Source organism: Faecalibacterium sp. I4-3-84 (genome assembly GCF_023347255.1).
In the GTDB taxonomy this organism is placed as follows: domain Bacteria; phylum Bacillota; class Clostridia; order Oscillospirales; family Ruminococcaceae; genus Faecalibacterium; species Faecalibacterium taiwanense.
The window spans coordinates 894,595-912,585 of record NZ_CP094466.1; the positions used below are offsets into that span (position 1 = coordinate 894,595).

Consider the following 17,991-nt stretch of genomic DNA (forward strand, 5'->3'; position numbering starts at 1 on the left):
GGAGAATGATCTATGTTTGAAGAATTTTATGAGATGTACGAGTCCGAGGAGCAGGAAGTGGTCGCTTTGATCAATCGCTGCATTGGGGGCGGATTTAACTGGAAAGGTAACTTTTGGGAAATGACCGTTGTGACGCTGGGCATAGTGTCCTGTGACACCGGCAAGGTCAGCACCAAAGAGGAGCGACTGGATTGGCCGGTCACCGACGAGGAGCGTCACAGTGACAAGGGCTGGGGACGCTTTCAAAACGAGCAGATCTGCCGCCTGAAGATTCGCCGGATGAAAGAAGAATGGGCAAAGGATCTGGTGGTGCAGCCCTGGTGTATCTCCCAGGTGGTCAAGGCCCACGAGGACTGCCCGGAACTCCAGGCCGTTCTGGACGAGTACCACAAGCCAGTGGTGATCCAGGACCAGGTGCTGGGAGAACTGACACTGGACAAGGACTATGATACCTTCGAGGGCGAAATCCAGTGGTGCGGAAAGGATGTGAGCCTTTCTCTGGAGGTCAATGCCGAAAGCAAGCCCTCCTGGACCCGCGCCCGTAGCGCCGCCAAAAAGCTGCTGGCCGACTGTGACACCTGGGATAAGGCCATGCGGGAGCTTGCAGCCAAGAACCTGACCGAGCTGGCCAACAACTGGCTCTCCCAAGATGAGGAAAACCCCCGCAATCCGGAAACCGACCCCATCACAGAGGACGAACTTGCCCGGCGAATCAGCCTGACGAGTCTATCCGTCACCTCCGGCGGCAGCTTCACTGCCTGGTTTGACTGCGACGAGATGTTCACCGACCATGCGGTGACGGTCTACGGCTCCTTGAAAAAGGGCCTCAAAACTGCCAACATTGAGGGGTAAGGAGGATAACATTATGAAACTGAGCTGTAAACGCATTGATTTTACATATACACCCGGTGAGGAAATCTTCAACTTTCCCGAGGAATCGGGACTACCCTTTATCTTCGATGTAGAGGAAGAACTGACCGGCGATCCTGCTGTCATGGATGCGGTGGGAGAAATGCTGGATGAGGCGGAGAAATTGGCGGAGAAGGCCAAAGCCGCCATCAAAGCGGCGCTGGCAGACGAGGACAGCCGCTACCATAGCGTTGTGACATTTTTCATGGAGTTCCATCGGGACGATGTAGGCCCGGATATTGTGGCGGAACTTTTTCCGGGAACCGACCCAGCCAAACTGTCCTTTGCTGAGATGGTTGACTTTTTGAAGCTCAAGCGGTTCGGCAGTCTGGTGGATAGCGAGATGAACCAGCAAGTTTTCATTCTGGATCTGTCCTTTAACCCGGAGATTACCGACGAACTGATGGTAATCTACTTTGATTTGAACAAGGAGATTTTCTGTATCACACATGAGAGCTGAGCGTGACTGACATACACGAGGAAAGGAGCAATCCCTATGAAAGCATTTGACCCGAATTACAAACTGCTGGACGAAATGTATCAGGACGATTACTATCCTGCTTTTCTGGTGAACAAGGTAAAGGACGAGCTTCAGAAGGTCATCGACCTGTTGGAGAGCGGCGAAACCGACCCCGAAGTGGTACAGGAAACGCTGGACGAGGCGGTCTGCGGCATCAATGATCTCCAGGAGGAGTTTGACGAGAACGACAGCGAGATCGAAACGGTGGCACGGGAATGCATTGCGGCAACTGTGGCCTACATTCTGGAGTGGTTCAACATCCCCATCGACACCGAGGAGGCTATCCGGGAACGGGACTGGTGAGCCCTATGACAGAAAAAGAACTGGCCGTTTGTGATGAGTGCGGCAGCCTGTTTTTCAAAGGCTCCTCACAGATGATGGGGCTGTGCCCGGAATGTGCCCATATTCTCTATGGCTACCCGAATTGTGACCATCATTTTCAGGATGGCCGGTGTGTGAACTGCTATTGGGATGGCTCAAAGAGTGTGTACATCAAGAAACAAAATCAACAGGAGGAAACTGATATGCCTACAACTGAATGGCTGAACAAATACGAAGCAATCAAGAACAAACTGACCTGTAAAGATGACTTGGAGGCCCATTTCACAGAGAAAGTGATTGGGAACATGGCGGTGGATGTACTGGACATCGGTGCCGTCCATTTCCCCACCGGGCAGATCTTCGCCTGCGATCCGCTGGTGGAGCTGGAGGACACTCTGCCGTTTATGCAGACCATCCCCGCCGGGACTTACCCCGTAAAGATCTGTGTGGTGCCCAGCGAACAATACGGCGACCGCTATGCCTGCGTCAAGGTGGAGGTTTCTCAGGAAAAGCCTGTCCGCTATGAGCTGGGCATGGTGGGCAACGAGGATCTGGACGAGGAATTGGGCGAGGACGAGTATTTTGGCTTTGGCGTAGACGCTGGAATGGGCTGTGTTGCGGACATCCAGACCCAGGCGGCCTTCAAGACCTACTGGGCCAAGCGGCTGGAGGAGGACCCGGACATCGACCCCTACAACGACCTGTTCTGCGATCTCCTGGAGGAAAACGCCAAAGCCCACCCCAAATATCAGGGAGACTGCGGCGACTGGCTCAACTGGACGGTGCCGGACACGGACTGCAATCTGCCCATCTTTGCCTCTGGCTGGGGTGACGGTTACTATCCCGTCTACTTCGGCTATGACGCAAAGGGCGAAGTCTGCGCCGTGTATGTGCGCTTCATCGACATTGAAGCCAGTTACAAAGAGCAGGAATAAGGAGGCGCGCTATGGAATTACCAAAACGGGCGCGGACAGTGAACTGGGAGAGCGGTGTCCTGACCTTAGACGGAGAAAAGCAGTTTGAAGTCCCGGAACTGACCGTAGAGATCATGGAGCAGCTGGCCGGTTACACCCTGGTGGGCTTCCATGTGAAAAGCTATCCGGTGACGGATGAACTGCTTGCCCCTTTTGCCGGACATAAAAGCATGGCCAACTTCGGCGTGGAGGACGGTGCGCTCACTGACGCCTGTTTCCCCGTTTTTTCCGCTATGCCCAAGCTGCGTTATCTGCTGCTGGACGGTAACGCCGCCATCCACGGCAGCAGTCTGTCCGCTCTGCAAGGCTGCAAGCTGGACCTTCTGACGCTCAACCGTACCGGGCTGGATGATGCCGGTCTGCTCCAGGCGGCCTCCATCCCCAAGCTCTCCCACATCCAGATCGACCATACCGCCGTTACCTATGAGGGCCTGCTGGCCATCGCTGGCAACAACCGCATCGAGCCAGTGGCCCATGTGCAATTCACCCAGGAGCAGATGGAACACTTCTTCCAGCTCCAGCGGGAAAAGGCCAAAAAGCCCGTCCAGCTGGATGAGCAGGCGGCGGAGGAATGCCGCAGGGTGCTGTCCGCTTTCTTTGCCGAGATGACGCAGTGGGAGCAGTACATGGAGCAGGCCGGGTTTGAAGGTGCTGAGGCAGTGCCCCGTCTGCTGACGATCTGGGAGAAATATGTGAGCGAAAAGCCCCGTCCGGGCTATCGACCTCTGGGCCTCTCATACAGCGCCCAGGGCACCTACAACGGGGAAGAATTCCTTGACGCAGAGCAGATCACCAAAAACAAGCTCTACATCTACACCAGGGAGAAAAACACCGGCTTTGACCGCCGCTTTCTTATGAAGCGTGTGGGCGAAGGCTGGAAGATTGATGCGGTGCAGGAGCGGCTGAACGGCTGGCAGCGCACGGAAGTGTGAGGCATCACATGGCTTGGGAATATGAAACCTTTGGCCCGGACGGTCAATGCAAATTGTTCGGTGTGAACATCTTTGACTACAACTGGCAAACCACCGGCAAGCGAGTAAAAGTCAAAGACCCGATCTATCATCAAGACCATACCTTCGAGGTCTGGCAGGTAGAGATTGATGGGCAGATCCACCGCTTTGCTGCTGGAGAGTTCTCCAACTGCGTATGGGGATTTTATTTAGAGAAAGACGGATGAAAGGAGTGTGTGGGCGCATGAGCCGAATCGTCGATAAACCCTACTTTACATACAGTGCATACAACGCCCTGACCTCCGGCATTCAGGTGAAATGCCCCAAGTGCCACGGCGCGGGTGTGGTGACAGCGGATGAGGATAACGCCTATTTCCGCTGTTTGAGTTGCGGCCATCAGGAGACCCGCGACCGGACGATCTACCGCTATGATGTCCATAACCAGTGCAAAAACTGCGGCAGATACTATCGGGTGGATATTGAAGATGAGGCAAAGCAGCAGTTTTCCGTTCTCCATGTGGCCTGTCCCTATTGTGGAACAACCATGTCAGGAGAAGTTCATAAAACAGCGGAGGCGTTTTCATATATTGGCGAAATCAGGGATGGGCGAGAACCTTATTTCAGGTTGGAACTATGGTTTTTGACCTCCTTCCAGGGTAAGTCGGTCTGGGCACTCAACCGGGAACATCTTGCCTATTTGATCGGCTATCTCAGCGCCGACCTGCGGGAAAAGCCGCCGGGAAGAGCGAAAATGACCCAGGCTGACCATCTCCCCACCTTCATGAAAACCGCAAAGAACCGGGAGCGGATCGTGAAGCTGCTGAGGCAAATGCAGGAGAAATGAGGATGGAACAGAAAGTAATTTACAACGGCCAAATTCTTACGCTGACTCACTTTTGGGCAACGGGAGAACCCTGCCTGTGGATTACCGACCCGCAGCAGATCGGGATGCCCAAAATGGAGTTTGTGGGCGGATACCCAAATGAATACTGCATTTTCCTGAAGAATCTGACGGAAACAGAACTGTCACAGATCACATCTCTGGACGGCGCTCCACTGGATGTAAAAGAAGAACGAAACGACATCGAATGAGGAGAACACTATGAAAGACCTTTGCCAATACGGAAACCGACCGGAGGACGAATGGGAAATCTTGCCCTGGATACCCGATCCGCGTCCGCCCTTCAAAATCTGGGTAAAGCCGGAGCAGATCGCGCCATTCTTTCTCATTCCCCACCACCCCTATGCCATCTCCCTTCTGCTGAAGATCAGTGACGGGTTCCGGACAGAAGAATTCTGCCGGCTGGGACTGACCGGCAGCAGCGGAGACTGGGAACGGCTGGTCCGGGGCGTGATCCGGGAGTTTGAGAAAAATAACAGCGGCATGGATCTGTTTCACTTCGACTCCGACGAGGATGTGTTCTGCGTCTATTCCCAATACATCGACGATTTGATGATGCTGGCCAAAATGATCCGGGCGGCCTGTGCCGATGAAAAAACGATGCGGATGTATCTGAACATGAGCGAGGCAGCGGAAGCATGAGAGAGTTAACTACTCAAACAGGGATAGTAGTAAAATGCAGTAAAACGGCCATTGAATTTTTCCAAAATGCTCAGTCAGTGGATTTCTTTTCTGTGCTGGAGATCCCAGAGGAATTCCAAGGTATAGCGGTTGAGTTTTATGATTTGATTATGGAAAATGATCATCTTGCGGCCTTGCTGGGCTGTCGCGGCAATTATGATATTGCAATACAGATAGATGAGGTAACCGGCACCATGACGGGGTGGCATTGGTTCAAATGAGGGAAATGGAATGATCGAGTATATCAAGCTCTTTTGGGAGGGCGCACCGGAGGGTGAACCATCGGTCATCCTCTATGAAGTGGATACCGAAAATGAGCGGTTGGCCCTCCGCTCCATTGACATCTTTGCGGATGGCCGCACCCGCAACATCCCTGCCCTTTACGACGGCGCCATCGAGATCACACCAATCCTCACCGTGGAGGAATTGAACGCCCATGTCTGGGGCGAGGAGTTCCACGCCTGCATCATAGAGAAGGCGGAATTTGAGGCCATCTGGGAAACTCACACCTATGATGGAGCGTTAAAGTAGCCAGGAGGAGACACTATGAACAAACCTATAAAAGCCAAAAATCTGCCGTTGTTCTCCATCATTGACCTGGACCAGCTGCGCCGGGAAAAACATCTGGAGGGCACAGAAGTGACAGACTTTTTCACGGCAAGGGATGGAAAAGTCTATCTTCTCATGGAACAGCCGTCCGAAACACAGGGTAAGGACTGGCTCAGCACTCCTTCCACCTATACCGCAGTGGAAATCCAGCTGGATTGGGCGGAACAGCGGGTGCTGGAAACGACGCTGTTTCCTCTTGGCCTCTTGAAGTTCCAGTTTCATTATTTGCGGCCCGCAGGTGATCACTTCCTCCTGCTGGGGGCAAGATGCGCCTATCGGGAAAACGGCCCCGACCAGAACGCCTGGATCGTCAGCCGGGACGGAGCTGTGCTGTCCCGTTTCTGCCTGGGGGATGGCATTCAAGACTGTGTGGTAAAAAAAGATGGCACCATCATTACCAGCTACTTTGACGAAGGTGTATTTGGTAATTACGGTTGGGATGAACCTCTGGGTGCTTGCGGCCTGATTGCATGGACATCGGAGGGAACTCCTCTCTGGAAGAATGAGAACTATTCCATCTATGACTGCTACGCCATCAGCCTGGACGAAGAAGAAAACCTGTGGTTTTATTATTACGATGAATTCCGGCTGGTGCGGACGAACTTCAAAGAGGACTTTGTATTTGAACTGCCAATCGAAGGAAGCGGAGCTTTTTCTGTTGCCCCGTCCGGCAATACCTTCCTGTTTCAAGGCGGATACCAGCAACGGGATAAATTCTACTTCCTTACCGCTCATGGTGATCACCTTGGGAAAAAACAGGAGGCTATTCCCACCTGTGACGGAAACAAGGTCGCTGTGGAGCAGTGCAGCCTGCTTCGCAGCCGGATGTTGTTCCTTGGAAAAGATGGTGTACTCTATGGAGGTATTTGGGGGAGCGATGGCCAATGAAACAGTCTGATATTTATACCGAGGCTCTGACCTGTCTGCGCTCCATCCTTCTGGCAGACCATCCAGAGTTCCAAAACTGGATCGACTGGTTGGAGCGGGACATTCAGGACTGGAACCAGCGGCGGGAGGTTGCCCACCATCTTCGGGCATACGGAGGTATGGGCTCGTTCAACGACCTGCCCAGTATGCGTGGAAATCACGACTATATTTTCGACTTTCTCAAGTCCGTGTGCTATGCCTTCGGCCATCTTTATGGCAAACGGGAAGGCATTTCTCCGGAGGCATTGATGGAGGAGTGCCTCCACGATGTAGAGCAGGCAGCCTATCACCCCCATAAGGCACTGAACCAAGCCATTGCCCAGCACTTGATGCAGGGCGATTTACAGGAAAACCTGGATAGGCTGTAGGAGGACTTGTTATGAACAAAAGACTATTCCGCCCCCAATTTAATCAAATGGAAACCACCGAGAAGCAGGCACTGATGGAAAGCCTGGCTGCTCGTTATAATATGACCTTTCTCGGTCTACATACCTTTGACCGCTGGGGCCAGAACTGCACCACCGGCATCTTCAAGAAAGATGGTCGGGAGTTCGTCTTTGTCCCCGGCGATACCGTCACCCTGGGCTGGGAGCAGTTTGCCGTGGGACTGAATCAGGAGAGCCGGGAGGAATTGGAGTATCTGTTCCGGGAATGGGAAATGGAACCGCAGAACCCGGAGGAGATGATCCGGGAAAGCATGGCTCCCGTCCGGCAAGCGGCCATTGGCCCCATGCTGGTGGGCCGGGAGTTGGAGGAAATTAACTGGGAGCCAGTCAAAATGGACGATCCCAGGCTGACTGCCCACCCTGACTGGCTGAAGGAGTTCCGGGATTTTGCCTGGAGTGACAGCAGCAGTCTTACCTTGCATCAGTCGGCCCGTATTGAGCGGACGGAAGATGGATTTCAGACCTGGATCTATAACCGCACTGATTACGATGAACTCCTTGCCATGCTGGAAAACAGGGGCTTCTCCCTGCCCACGGCGGACGAGTGGGCCTACCTGTGTGGCGGCGGGTGTCGGACCCTGTTCCCGTGGGGAGATGGGTTAGACTACTCCATGCGTCTGCGCTGGTTTGAGGACATGGATGAGGATGAGAACCGGCCCTATGACATGGAGGAACCCAACTTCTTCGGCCTGTCCATCGCCTACGATCCCTATATGCGGGAAGTGGTGCAGGCTGATAGGCTTACCACCTGCGGCGGCGATGGCGGGTGCAATATCTGCGGTGGGCTGGGCCCATTTCTCGGTTTCCTACCCTGTTCGCCCCACTGTAAGCCAGAAGTGCAGGAGGACAATGAACTAAACGGAGATTATGACTTTTATCGGCCTATCATTCGGTTGGAGAACTATGATTGACAATAGAAGCTTGATACAAAATAAAGAAAGAGAGGTGCCGACATGGGAGCATGGGGCATAAAAGCATTAGAGCGTGACGAAGGGTTGGATGTACTGGACATCCTCAAAAATGAATATGTACCGGAGCATCCGGTAATGGATCTGGGCGAGATGATCGAACTGATGAAAGAGGAAGTCATGCTGGGAGCTGACTTCTCACAAATCGACTTCCTCTTTGACAATACTGCGATGGCTCTGGCGGAGCTGTATTTCCAATGGAAGGATAATGGCAAGCTGGACTACGATCATGAAGAAGCTATATGGGATAAAGTCACCGGTTTCACAGCATCCAAAGAAGCCCTTGCTTTCCTGCTGCGGCAGCTCACCGACATCAAAAACGAGGTGCCGGACGAGGACGGCATCCGTGAGATTATGGATCTTTGGAAGAACGAGGATAGCGGTGAGATCGCTCCTGCGTGGTTGGAACACTTGAATCAGCTCATTGATCGACTGGATTCAGAACAGGAGGCACGACAAATGTATATCAAAAAATACTGGGGCAACTTTATTGGCGGTTCCGATGACAGTCTGAACCTTGTGGCATTTTTAGAGGATCAGAAAAAGGAGGAGATCCCCCTCAGCGAGATTTTCTCCAAGATCGGTCTGGACAAGCAGAACTGGGACTTTCGCCAAACCGTGGAGTACCTGGAGTTTACACATTCCGATGGTGTGGAGATGGACTTTCACTTCGCCATTGATGTGGTCACCGACCTGGCCGCCATCCTGCTGGAGTGCAGCGTCAGTGGCAGTGTAAACCTTCAGGATCTGGACGAGTACAACACCCCCGCCCGCCGTATCCGCATCACTGCTACGCCAGAGGAGCATGACGCCATGAACAAGGCCCTGGCGGACTTTGCCCAATCCCCCCTGACCTATGACCTCCATGAAATGATGGACGACGAGGAGATTCAGGAGATGGCACATCATGTGGAGGCGCTGCGGAAGGAACTGTACGAGGCCGCTGGCCGCAACCGCAACTACCAGGTGAAAGCGGAGGATGTGAAACATCTGCTTGCTGACTGGGAGGGTGCCGATGGCTGTATCGCCACCAACCGCATCACGGTGGAGGGCCGCAAGGTGGGTTACTGCTATCGTGAGATTCCAGACGGTAACTGGGACAGCGGCTGGCGCTTCACTGCCGGTGACGAGAGCGATGAGTACATGGACGACCCCAACAATGCCGGGATTTACAAGCTGAACACAATTTGCAACGACGATCCCGACATCATTTCTCTGCTGAACACCCCCGCCCCCTGCGCCTTTGAGCGGGATGAGAACGGTGTGTTCCAGCAGATCAAAGACTGGAAACCGGATGAGGACGAGGAGGACCCTGATATGGACATTTTGAAGCAGTGCCAGAAGTGGCATGAGGAGAGCAAACAACATAAAATTATTGATGCGCTGGAGGCCATCCCCGCCGAGGAGCGTACCCCTGAGATGGACAGTGAGTTAGCCCGTGCCTATAACAATCTGGCAGACCCACATAAGCCAACTTGCAAAGAAATGCTCAAAAAGGCCCTCGCTCTGCTAAAGCCCCATGAGGAATACTTCGAGGACGATTATTACTGGAACTTCCGCATGGGTTACTCCTACTTTTATCTGGATCAGGAGGGCCGGGCTCTGCGATATTTTGAAAAGGCATTGGAAGTCCGCCCTGGTGACGATGACACCAAAGAGTTTATCGACCGGTGCAAGCAGGGTATTTCTCTGCCGCAGTTCTGGGAGTGCTTCCGGGATCGGACAGAGAACTGGTGGGAAACCTTTGCCGAGATGGAAGCAGAATTGCGCCAGATGATGGATGACGACAAGGATCACACCCGCGGTGCAGAACTCGTGGCCCAAATGGAGGAAACCCTGAATCTGGCCTTTGATGAAATCTCCTTTGAGCTGGGCGTGGGCGGCGAAAAGCATGAACTGATCCTCACCCCGGAGGGTAATAAGGTCAAGCTGTTTGAGCTGGTCTACTTCCAGAAACACGCCCCAAAGGAGGTGCTGGAGCACTGGAACATCCTGGTGGGCCGTCAACCTGTTCAAAACATCGGTCTGCGAACCAATGATGGCTGGGAGATTTCCGGGGATGATGTGCAGATCTGGCTGGAGGAACAGGGTGAAAACAGCTTTGCCATCTCCGCTTACTGTGAAAAGCTGCTGCCTAAGCTTCAAGAGGAAGAAGGCCGGGCCTGGTGGATGCTCACTACCCTCACCGACCAAGTGCTGGGCGAGATCTCCCACATGAGATACATAGACAGCTTTGATGTGCTGGAGGAACCCAAGGCAGAGCCGTCCTTCCTCCTGTCCCAGCTGCCCGACAAACTGCGGGAGCAGGGCCTGGAGCTCTCCACCGACCCGGAAGCCTATCTGGAGAGCTACCTTGGTTACAAAATGGAACCCAAACAGGACCCGGACGCCGATTGGCGGCTGGATGTAATGGCCGGTTCCACCTGCTGTGTGCCGCTCATCAACGGCTATCTGAATGCCGACAATGATTTTATGGACGATCTCCATGCCGACGGCGCGGTGGCGGGCTTCTTCTGCTATCCCCTGGATACCCTGCTGGAGGAGGAAGGCAGTCAGAAAATTTTCGACTTCCGGGACAAACTGGAGGAAGTGCTCACCGGCGGGGATGGTTCGGAAGTGCTCACTCTCACCGGCGGGGCTACCGGCCTCTACTGTGGCTATGTGGACTTCATCGCCTGGGACATCCGAGAGGCGCTGAACATGGCGAAAGAGTTCTTTGAAGGCACGGATATCCCATGGGCCATCTTCCACACCTTCCGCCGTGAAGCCGGTTCTGTACCTCTAAAGCAACAAGATGATGGGACAGAAACTGAAAATCAGGATGACGAGTTGGATGAAACGCTTACGGGCATGGACTATATTCCTTATACCCAACAGGACGCCGAAGCATTCTTCGCTCAGCTGGAGCAGTGGAACGACGAGGACGAGTACACCCGCTGCATCCAGGCACTCAATGCCATCCCAGAGGACTGGAGGAACTATCGCACCGCCTACGCCCTGGCACGGGCGCTGGAGAACTACGCCATCATCGGGGACCATGATGAGGGTACTTTGAAATTCAAGGGAGACAAAGCCCTCCAGAGGGCCATTGAGGTGCTGGAGTCCGTCCGGGAGGAAGGTCAGGACAAGGCGGAGTGGAATATGCGGATGGCCTACGGCTATCAGTATCTCTATGGTCAGGAGGAAAAGGCCATTCCCTACGCCCAGCGGTGGGCAGAGCTGGACCCGGAGGATGAAAATGCCCCGGCGGTAATTCGGGAGTGTAAGGCGGAGATCCGGAAACGCCAGCGCAGCCGGAAGAAGAAGGCCAAATTCGTGCCCGGTGATACCCCATTTGAGGGTTTCGACCTCACCAACTTCTGGGATGATAATTGGTATGCACTGAAAGAATATGTCAGTGATCCGCCTTCCGATGAGCTGATTGCCAGCGTGGAGGAGGAACTGGGCTACAAGCTGCCCGCCGCCTATATCTGGCTGATGAAGCAGCACAACGGTGGCATTCCGATGAACACCTGCTATCCCTGCGATGAGCCTACCTGTTGGGCAGATGATCATGTGGCCATCACCGGCATTTTCGGAATCGGACGGGAAAAGAACTGCTCCCTCTGTGGAGAGATGGGCAGTCAGTTTATGATCGATGAGTGGGAGTATCCTGCCATCGGCGTGGCCATCTGCGACTGTCCAAGCGCCGGACACGATATGATTTTCCTGGACTACCGGGCTTGCGGTCCCCAGGGAGAGCCTGCGGTAGTCCATGTGGATCAGGAAAATGACTATAAAATCACCCATCTGGCAGATAGCTTTGAGGAATTTATCCGCGGACTGGAGCATGAATCCCTCTATGATCCGGATGAAGATGTAGAGGATCTTAACGAAGATGTTGATGCTGACGAGGAAGAAACCGACCATAAGGGCTCCTTTGCCGGGTCTGTGCTCCTCTCCAAAGTAGAGTGGGACAAGGAGCAGTTGATTCGGGATCTACGGGAAGAATGGGGCATCGTAGATGAGGAGCCGGATGAGGGCGACGAAGACGATGAGAACAGCGATGACGCTGTGGTAATGCGGGTCGGCGGAATGATGCTGATCGTGACACTCTTCCACGGTCACATCCCGGACAATGAAGCAGAGATCAACGCCGAAAACAACTATATGTGGCCAGAGGCCGTAGAAGTGGCCAAAGCGCACAAGGCCCATATCATGGTGGCTGTGTTGGGCGAGGAGGAAAAACTGCTGGAACGAGGTAAGCTGTTCACCAAGGCGATGGCAGTGTGCTGCAAGCAGAAATACGCCACCGGTGTCTACACCAGCGGCGTGGTATTTGAGCCTCGTTTCTATGAGGGCCTTGCCGATATGCTCAAAAAGGACGAACTGCCCATCTTCAACTGGGTTTGGTTCGGCCTGTACCGGAGCGAGGGGGGCCTAAACGGCTACACCTACGGCATGGATGTGTTTGGCAAGGAGGAAATGGAGGTGTTGAACACCGACGCTGAGCCGGAGGAACTGCGGGACTTTTTGGCCAGCCTTGCCTCCTATGTGCTGGCGTGTGATGTGACGCTGCAAGACGGCGAGACCATCGGTTTTTCTGCGGACGATAAGCACACCATCACCCGCAGCCCCGGCATCTCTCTGCCAGAAGAACAGATGACCCTGAAGATCGGTTACGAGCCTATAAAGGGAGATCCGGAGGATGACAGCTGCGACCACTCAGACAATGATGACACGCAGGATGAGGAAGAATTCAGTAATCCCGAAGTCTACACCGAGGAGGAGATGGAAGCCGTCGAGGAGCACATTGAGCAGTATTTCGGCAAGTTCGAGAATGTGTTCCATGAGCTGGTTTCTCCCGACATCCATGTGGACATCTGTGTGGTGCCGCCCTCTGAGGAGCGGGACTACTGCACCCTGGTCACCATGGGCATGGGCGCTCACCGGATGAATGTGCCGGAGGAACTGGCGGAATATAAGCTGGAGCGGGCGGAGCTGGCCATTGCCCTGCCTGCGGACTGGAAGCTGGATCAGGAGTCCATGAAAGACGAAAAGTGGTACTGGCCCATCCGCCTGCTGAAATCCTTGGCCCGCCTTCCCATTGCCAGCGATACCTGGCTGGGCTTTGGACATACCATGGATAACAAGGAGAACTTTGCGGAAAATACGAAGCTGTGTGCCGCCATTCTCACCGGCCCCCAAAGTACAGAGGAGGGCGGCGAGGTCTGCACCCTGCCGGGCGGCGAGGAGGTCAACTTCTATCAGGTCATTCCGCTTTATGAGGACGAGTTGGACTATAAACTGGAACATGATGTAGACGCTCTGCTGAACAAGATGAGGGGGATCAGTTTTGTTGTAAACCCCACTCGTCAGAATGCGATCACCCGTGGCACCCTTTCCAATGATAATTTTGACGGTGAGATGGACGACGCTTCCTATCACCTTGAGAGCATTGAGGAGAAGGAACTGCCTATTGACCCCATCAATGCTTATAACCACATGGCCATCTACTTGCGCTGGTGCATGGAGCACGACCTGATGGGCGAGGACTTCCTGAAAGAATACAGCGAAGTGGCCAAACAGGTCAAAGCCGACCCTGCCAGCGTGGATCTGCGGGAGTTTATCCGGGATGAGCTGGACGGCTGTCTGTTCTCTGTGCTGTTCAATCAGCAAGGCCGTGCCTTTGCAGGCTATTACTACGGAGAGGGCGACAGTCCCTACTATCCTGCCGACATTGATGACTATGCCCTGAAATATTTTGGTCCGTCCCGATACCACTCCAATGAATTTCAACAGGAGGCATACTTATTCATCCCATTTGATGAGAAATACTATCAGACCATGGCTCAAGTGATTGAGGAACGCTTTGAAAACTGGCAGGGACAGGACTTCGACGAGGACACGCTGGAGCCTTCCGAAGTGGCTCATGCCATCATGGAGTATCTGGACTGCGAGTGTACCTATTTCCCATCCATGGCAGATGATGACCCCATCATGTCGGCATACAGCTACGCCCAGCGGCTGGGGGTACGGGAGGGCTTTGTTCCCGTACTTATCCAGGCGGATGATGAAACGCTGTTGGAATGTCTGGTAATGAACGCCGACCCGGAGCATGATGCGGACTGCTATGAATTTGACCTCAAAACGGTAGAGGAGTACCGGAAGAAGATGCTCTCCGCTCCTGTTAAGGACGGAAAGGCGATTTTGGAGGAATTGACCGGCCAGCGCAAGGAAGAAGCCGAGGACGATGATCTGGACTGGGAGGAGGAAGTCCTGGGCGAGATGGAGGGCGGAGAACCCAACGACCGCTTCGCAAACTATTGGAACGATGATACCGGAATGACATATCCGCTCATTCTGGCTAAAATTCCGGTAAAGAACCCCTGGGAGATCTTCGCCTACCTGCCCTTTGGAAATTGGAATGAGTGTCCCGACACACCGGACCTGATGGCAGTGGCGAAATATTGGTTCGAGCAACATGGTGCCATCCCTGCCGCCATGAGCCACGATGAATTGGAGTTTGAACTTCCAACTCCGATCTCCAAGGAAAGAGCTATGGAGGTGGCTGTGGAGCAATATGGTTTCTGCCCAGATCTGGATCAGAATGAGGATGGAAGCATTGGCTCCTTGGCAGATGTCCTGTGGCAGTCCACCGTCTGGTATTTCTGGTGGGATTGATGGGAGATTGTGACCATGAACGAATACCTGAAGCAATATATTGAACTCCAAAAGCAGTTTCGGGAGACAGAAGGAGATCCGGACAGTGTCCGTGCTCTCTATACCTTCAAGGAGAAACTGGAGCTGTCGGAAGACAAGCAGGCCAAGGAAGTGCTGGTGGATGTGTATGATCTGCTGGACTTCAAGAAGGATGCCTACGAACTGCTCTGCCAAATCGGAAATCGTTCCGACAAGAAGACCCTCAAGCGGCTGGGCATCTTGAAGGACTATGCGGAAAACTGGGGCAATCATTATGCCCTCCCCAGGCCCAAAACGCCGGAGGAGAAGCAGAAAGAGAAGGAACGGCAGGCCCAGCTGGGCCTGCCCGCCTTCCGGTATCACCCCAATCCTCTGGAAACTGGGGCTTTTGAGGAATCCGCAGACGGCGTTGTCTGCGACTGCTGTGGCAAGACGACCCATATTTTCTATACAGCCCCCTTTTACGCCGTGGAGGATATTGCATATCTGTGCCCAGAGTGCATCGCCAACGGCGAAGCAGCCCGGAAATATGACGGTAGTTTTCAAGATGATTTCTCTGTGGATGATGGTGTAGACGATCCGGAGAAGCTGGACGAGCCGATCCACCGCACCCCGGGCTACTCCGGCTGGCAGCAGGAATACTGGCGCGCCCACTGCGGCGACTACTGCGCCTACCTGGGCCATGTGGGTGCCAGGGAACTGCGGGCCCTGGGTGTGCTGGAGGAGGTACTGGACGATCCGATGTGGGACGATGAGCAAAAAGAAATGATCCGGGAATCTGTCAATGGCGGGCATCTGCAATGCTATCTGTTCCAGTGCCTCCACTGCGGAAAACACCTGGTCTGGATGGATTTTGATTGAGGTGGCAACATGGAGAAGAAGGATTTTCCCAAGGGAACCAAGCCCCGTGAGATCTTCGTCTATACCTGTGAGCGGATCGCGGAGCCTTTGAACCCGCTGGGCTACAAATACCGCAAGAGCAAAAATGACATCTACAAAAAAGACGGCATCTTTGTGTTCTCCTTTTACTTTTCCCCCTCCATCCGCTTTGGCTCCACCACTTTTACTGCCTTCTTCGATGTGAGTTCCCCGGTGATTGCCCAGTGGCGCAGTGAGCAGGAAGGGACGGAGGAAACCTATGATGGTATCGTGGGTACCTCCATCGCCCGGCTGACCCACCGGTATGATGACTTCCCCCGCTATGAGGTATCTACTCTGCTGGAGCGGGAACGCTCTATCCAGGAAATTTCCGGGCAGATCCAGGACTATGCACTACCATTCTTTGCCCGGTTTTCCAATCTGCCCAAGCTGCTGGACGATGTGGAACAGGAGGGGTTCTTCCCCCATCGGAAGGGGTTCGATGTCCCTAAGCGGAATCGGGAGTTCATCGAATGCTTCCGGGAGTATCTCCAAAAGCAGTAGGAATCAGCAGAAAGGAAACAACACCTATGTCAAACAGTAGAGTATCCACTTGGAGTGGAATCCGGAACAAATTGGAGAATGACTACCTGTGCCCGGCACTCCGGGGCCACATCCAGTATTTTGCCACCAGTTACAGCAAAAGCGCCGACCATGAGGGCCGGGCCGCCATTCGTGTGGACGGCGTGGAAGTGCTGCGGAGCAACTACTACACCTATTTTGAAAATGTGTGGACGAAATTTCATCACTTGCGCTCCACCACGCTGAAAGATCACGACTCCGCAAAAGAGGCCATCAATCAGGCTCATGCCTATGCGCTGGAGCAGGGCACCTTTGACCAAAAGGTGTTCTATGAGGCGTTTGGGATCTTTGACAACCAGAGCATCGAGAAAAGCCTTGTCAGCGAGAATCCCCTTGTCCGTATCTTTGCCCTTCTGGATCGCAGGCTTGGCAAGCGCCGCCTGCTGGCTTTGGAGGACTCCATGGAGCAGGAACTGGACTGGGTGCGGGCTTTCTATGTGATCCGGTTGCAGGCCGAAGGGCTGATGGAAGCGAATAACATTTAGGAGGAACCACCATGTCACAGATCGCGTCCTTTTATCTGATAAAAAATAACCAGCGGCAGGAGTTGTCCGACGGTGACTGCTCCGGCGCGGTCTATATGGCCATCTGGGACTGGTGTGAGAGCGAACTGGATCTGGATGTCCGTTTTCCTGCTCCCCAGACGGAAGACACCCTGGACTGCGCTCTGCTGGAGGGAGAGCTGGCGTCTCAACTGCTGGCAGCTCTGCGGGAGCAGGATCTCTCGGAGCTGGCCGCTGAAATTGCCCCGGACTGGGATCTGCCCACCGAGGCGGTGCAAAGCGGGCTTAATACGCTGCGCTCCCATCTGGAACTGGTGCAGGGCGATGCTGCTCTGCTGTATGAAATGACATGAGAACGGAGGGATACCATGCTGGCAAAGCGGTTTGAACACATTTTACATGATCTGGGCATGGCTGGGCTGGAACACCCTCTGTTCTACCATGCACCGGTGGGCATTCGTTTTAAGATCGGCGGGGAGGAACCAATCTATCTGGATAGGCGTGCGGCGAAGCTGAAAACCAACCCCGCTTATGTTCAGGGGGCGCTGGACCGAGCCGCCGCGATCTATCGGGCACTTCCGGCGGTGCCGGACCTTCTGCGGATCGACGGGTATCCCGATGAAGAACCCGCCGAGTCCCTGCTGACCGTTATCCGGCAGCGAGTGGGCCTCCCAGTTCCCGATGAACAACTTTCGGCCACAGAGCAGGATGAAGATGGGGATACCCATGCACAAGTGCAGTTTTACTGGGATCTCAGCAAGATCAGCTTTCAACCAGAGCTGCTTCTTCGGGAAATCATTCTGGGGGACATCGGCGGCTGGAACGGCTTTGTGTCCAGCGTCTATCTGGCTGGGCCGGGGCCGTTCCTCTACCATTTGTACGATGACCGTGGGCTGGATGTGCTGGGCGGCTCACAGAAGCTGCTATCACGCTTTTCAAAGAACGAGCCGGAGTTGCGCGCAGCGCGCAGATAATCCCGGCAGTTAAACAAAATCTAATCAAGGTTGAGAGCTTTTTCTTCAGCCTTCGTCTTTGCCATGGCGTTTTTCTCCAATCTGAAAATTACAAATTGCGGACAAAAAGGACGCATTGTTGTGGCAA

Annotated in this window: 20 protein-coding genes; all 20 read left to right on the forward strand. The window is 54.0% G+C overall.

Translation table 11 applies throughout. The features are described from left to right. The first annotated feature begins 12 nt into the window (after positions 1–12). The 20 genes from MTP41_RS04430 to MTP41_RS04525 all read left to right on the forward strand — a co-directional run bounded on the left by MTP41_RS04430 (position 13) and on the right by MTP41_RS04525 (position 17,864). On the forward strand, positions 13–852 hold the full coding sequence (locus MTP41_RS04430) for a DUF2262 domain-containing protein (protein ID WP_097838498.1): 840 nt from the start codon (positions 13–15) through the stop codon (positions 850–852). Positions 853–865: 13 nt separating this feature from the next. After that, entirely contained in the window at positions 866–1,369 is a 504-nt protein-coding gene (locus MTP41_RS04435; protein WP_097838499.1) for a DUF2004 domain-containing protein, read from the forward strand. Positions 1,370–1,405: 36 nt separating this feature from the next. Beyond that, on the forward strand, positions 1,406–1,732 hold the full coding sequence (locus tag MTP41_RS04440; RefSeq protein WP_249236288.1) for a DUF5713 family protein: 327 nt from the start codon (positions 1,406–1,408) through the stop codon (positions 1,730–1,732). Between the two features lie 221 nt (positions 1,733–1,953). Beyond that, positions 1,954–2,685: a DUF4241 domain-containing protein gene (locus MTP41_RS04445; RefSeq protein ID WP_330601408.1), complete on the forward strand. Its 732-nt coding sequence runs from the start codon at positions 1,954–1,956 to the stop codon at positions 2,683–2,685. 11 nt (positions 2,686–2,696) lie between these two features. After that, the gene (locus tag MTP41_RS04450; RefSeq protein WP_156069089.1) at positions 2,697–3,656 is read left to right on the forward strand and encodes an NTF2 fold immunity protein; all 960 of its coding nucleotides are present in this window, start codon (positions 2,697–2,699) and stop codon (positions 3,654–3,656) included. A gap of 8 nt (positions 3,657–3,664) precedes the next feature. Further along, a complete protein-coding gene (locus MTP41_RS04455; protein WP_156069087.1) occupies positions 3,665–3,901 on the forward strand; it encodes a hypothetical protein in 237 nt (78 codons plus the stop codon). Positions 3,902–3,918: 17 nt separating this feature from the next. Next, the gene (locus MTP41_RS04460) at positions 3,919–4,518 is read left to right on the forward strand and encodes a hypothetical protein (protein ID WP_050005806.1); all 600 of its coding nucleotides are present in this window, start codon (positions 3,919–3,921) and stop codon (positions 4,516–4,518) included. A gap of 2 nt (positions 4,519–4,520) precedes the next feature. Beyond that, positions 4,521–4,766 carry a hypothetical protein gene (locus tag MTP41_RS04465; protein WP_173015261.1) on the forward strand — a complete coding sequence of 82 codons (246 nt, stop codon included), beginning with the start codon at positions 4,521–4,523 and terminating at the stop codon, positions 4,764–4,766. A gap of 10 nt (positions 4,767–4,776) precedes the next feature. Beyond that, positions 4,777–5,217, forward strand: a complete 441-nt coding sequence (locus MTP41_RS04470) for an immunity 51 family protein (RefSeq protein WP_015563524.1) — start codon at positions 4,777–4,779, stop codon at positions 5,215–5,217. Continuing rightward, the gene (locus MTP41_RS04475) at positions 5,214–5,477 is read left to right on the forward strand and encodes a hypothetical protein (RefSeq protein WP_006059604.1); all 264 of its coding nucleotides are present in this window, start codon (positions 5,214–5,216) and stop codon (positions 5,475–5,477) included. Before MTP41_RS04470 ends, MTP41_RS04475 begins: the two co-directional genes overlap by 4 nt. Before the next feature lie 10 nt (positions 5,478–5,487). After that, complete coding sequence (locus MTP41_RS04480; RefSeq protein ID WP_006059605.1) at positions 5,488–5,787, forward strand: DUF6881 domain-containing protein; 300 nt, start codon at positions 5,488–5,490, stop codon at positions 5,785–5,787. A 15-nt stretch (positions 5,788–5,802) separates the two neighbouring features. After that, positions 5,803–6,753: a hypothetical protein gene (locus tag MTP41_RS04485; protein WP_006773008.1), complete on the forward strand. Its 951-nt coding sequence runs from the start codon at positions 5,803–5,805 to the stop codon at positions 6,751–6,753. Next, positions 6,750–7,160: a DUF6966 domain-containing protein gene (locus tag MTP41_RS04490; protein WP_002588992.1), complete on the forward strand. Its 411-nt coding sequence runs from the start codon at positions 6,750–6,752 to the stop codon at positions 7,158–7,160. Before MTP41_RS04485 ends, MTP41_RS04490 begins: the two co-directional genes overlap by 4 nt. Before the next feature lie 11 nt (positions 7,161–7,171). Further along, complete coding sequence (locus MTP41_RS04495; RefSeq protein WP_154265945.1) at positions 7,172–8,149, forward strand: hypothetical protein; 978 nt, start codon at positions 7,172–7,174, stop codon at positions 8,147–8,149. 42 nt (positions 8,150–8,191) lie between these two features. Continuing rightward, complete coding sequence (locus MTP41_RS04500; protein WP_249236289.1) at positions 8,192–14,869, forward strand: immunity protein Imm33 domain-containing protein; 6,678 nt, start codon at positions 8,192–8,194, stop codon at positions 14,867–14,869. 15 nt (positions 14,870–14,884) lie between these two features. Continuing rightward, on the forward strand, positions 14,885–15,748 hold the full coding sequence (locus MTP41_RS04505; protein ID WP_015565834.1) for a CbrC family protein: 864 nt from the start codon (positions 14,885–14,887) through the stop codon (positions 15,746–15,748). A gap of 9 nt (positions 15,749–15,757) precedes the next feature. Continuing rightward, positions 15,758–16,309, forward strand: a complete 552-nt coding sequence (locus MTP41_RS04510) for a DUF4304 domain-containing protein (protein WP_006059611.1) — start codon at positions 15,758–15,760, stop codon at positions 16,307–16,309. 26 nt (positions 16,310–16,335) lie between these two features. Next, positions 16,336–16,872 carry an SF0329 family protein gene (locus MTP41_RS04515; protein WP_006059612.1) on the forward strand — a complete coding sequence of 179 codons (537 nt, stop codon included), beginning with the start codon at positions 16,336–16,338 and terminating at the stop codon, positions 16,870–16,872. Between the two features lie 11 nt (positions 16,873–16,883). Further along, complete coding sequence (locus MTP41_RS04520; protein WP_015565835.1) at positions 16,884–17,243, forward strand: hypothetical protein; 360 nt, start codon at positions 16,884–16,886, stop codon at positions 17,241–17,243. A gap of 15 nt (positions 17,244–17,258) precedes the next feature. Further along, complete coding sequence (locus MTP41_RS04525) at positions 17,259–17,864, forward strand: DUF3885 domain-containing protein (protein WP_015565836.1); 606 nt, start codon at positions 17,259–17,261, stop codon at positions 17,862–17,864. The last annotated feature ends 127 nt before the right edge of the window (positions 17,865–17,991 follow it).

Excerpts from the sequence above, each read along its gene's own strand:
- MTP41_RS04525 (WP_015565836.1), top strand. The coding sequence starts at position 17,259 with ATGCTGGCAAAGCGGTTTGAACACATTTTACATGATCTGGGCATGGCT.
- MTP41_RS04485 (WP_006773008.1), top strand. The coding sequence starts at position 5,803 with ATGAACAAACCTATAAAAGCCAAAAATCTGCCGTTGTTCTCCATCATT.
- MTP41_RS04510 (WP_006059611.1), top strand. The coding sequence starts at position 15,758 with ATGGAGAAGAAGGATTTTCCCAAGGGAACCAAGCCCCGTGAGATCTTC.
- MTP41_RS04495 (WP_154265945.1), top strand. The coding sequence starts at position 7,172 with ATGAACAAAAGACTATTCCGCCCCCAATTTAATCAAATGGAAACCACC.
- MTP41_RS04520 (WP_015565835.1), top strand. The coding sequence starts at position 16,884 with ATGTCACAGATCGCGTCCTTTTATCTGATAAAAAATAACCAGCGGCAG.
- MTP41_RS04460 (WP_050005806.1), top strand. The coding sequence starts at position 3,919 with ATGAGCCGAATCGTCGATAAACCCTACTTTACATACAGTGCATACAAC.
- MTP41_RS04465 (WP_173015261.1), top strand. The coding sequence starts at position 4,521 with ATGGAACAGAAAGTAATTTACAACGGCCAAATTCTTACGCTGACTCAC.
- MTP41_RS04435 (WP_097838499.1), top strand. The coding sequence starts at position 866 with ATGAAACTGAGCTGTAAACGCATTGATTTTACATATACACCCGGTGAG.
- MTP41_RS04455 (WP_156069087.1), top strand. The coding sequence starts at position 3,665 with ATGGCTTGGGAATATGAAACCTTTGGCCCGGACGGTCAATGCAAATTG.
- MTP41_RS04470 (WP_015563524.1), top strand. The coding sequence starts at position 4,777 with ATGAAAGACCTTTGCCAATACGGAAACCGACCGGAGGACGAATGGGAA.
- MTP41_RS04430 (WP_097838498.1), top strand. The coding sequence starts at position 13 with ATGTTTGAAGAATTTTATGAGATGTACGAGTCCGAGGAGCAGGAAGTG.
- MTP41_RS04500 (WP_249236289.1), top strand. The coding sequence starts at position 8,192 with ATGGGAGCATGGGGCATAAAAGCATTAGAGCGTGACGAAGGGTTGGAT.
- MTP41_RS04505 (WP_015565834.1), top strand. The coding sequence starts at position 14,885 with ATGAACGAATACCTGAAGCAATATATTGAACTCCAAAAGCAGTTTCGG.
- MTP41_RS04445 (WP_330601408.1), top strand. The coding sequence starts at position 1,954 with ATGCCTACAACTGAATGGCTGAACAAATACGAAGCAATCAAGAACAAA.
- MTP41_RS04440 (WP_249236288.1), top strand. The coding sequence starts at position 1,406 with ATGAAAGCATTTGACCCGAATTACAAACTGCTGGACGAAATGTATCAG.
- MTP41_RS04480 (WP_006059605.1), top strand. The coding sequence starts at position 5,488 with ATGATCGAGTATATCAAGCTCTTTTGGGAGGGCGCACCGGAGGGTGAA.
- MTP41_RS04450 (WP_156069089.1), top strand. The coding sequence starts at position 2,697 with ATGGAATTACCAAAACGGGCGCGGACAGTGAACTGGGAGAGCGGTGTC.
- MTP41_RS04515 (WP_006059612.1), top strand. The coding sequence starts at position 16,336 with ATGTCAAACAGTAGAGTATCCACTTGGAGTGGAATCCGGAACAAATTG.
- MTP41_RS04475 (WP_006059604.1), top strand. The coding sequence starts at position 5,214 with ATGAGAGAGTTAACTACTCAAACAGGGATAGTAGTAAAATGCAGTAAA.
- MTP41_RS04490 (WP_002588992.1), top strand. The coding sequence starts at position 6,750 with ATGAAACAGTCTGATATTTATACCGAGGCTCTGACCTGTCTGCGCTCC.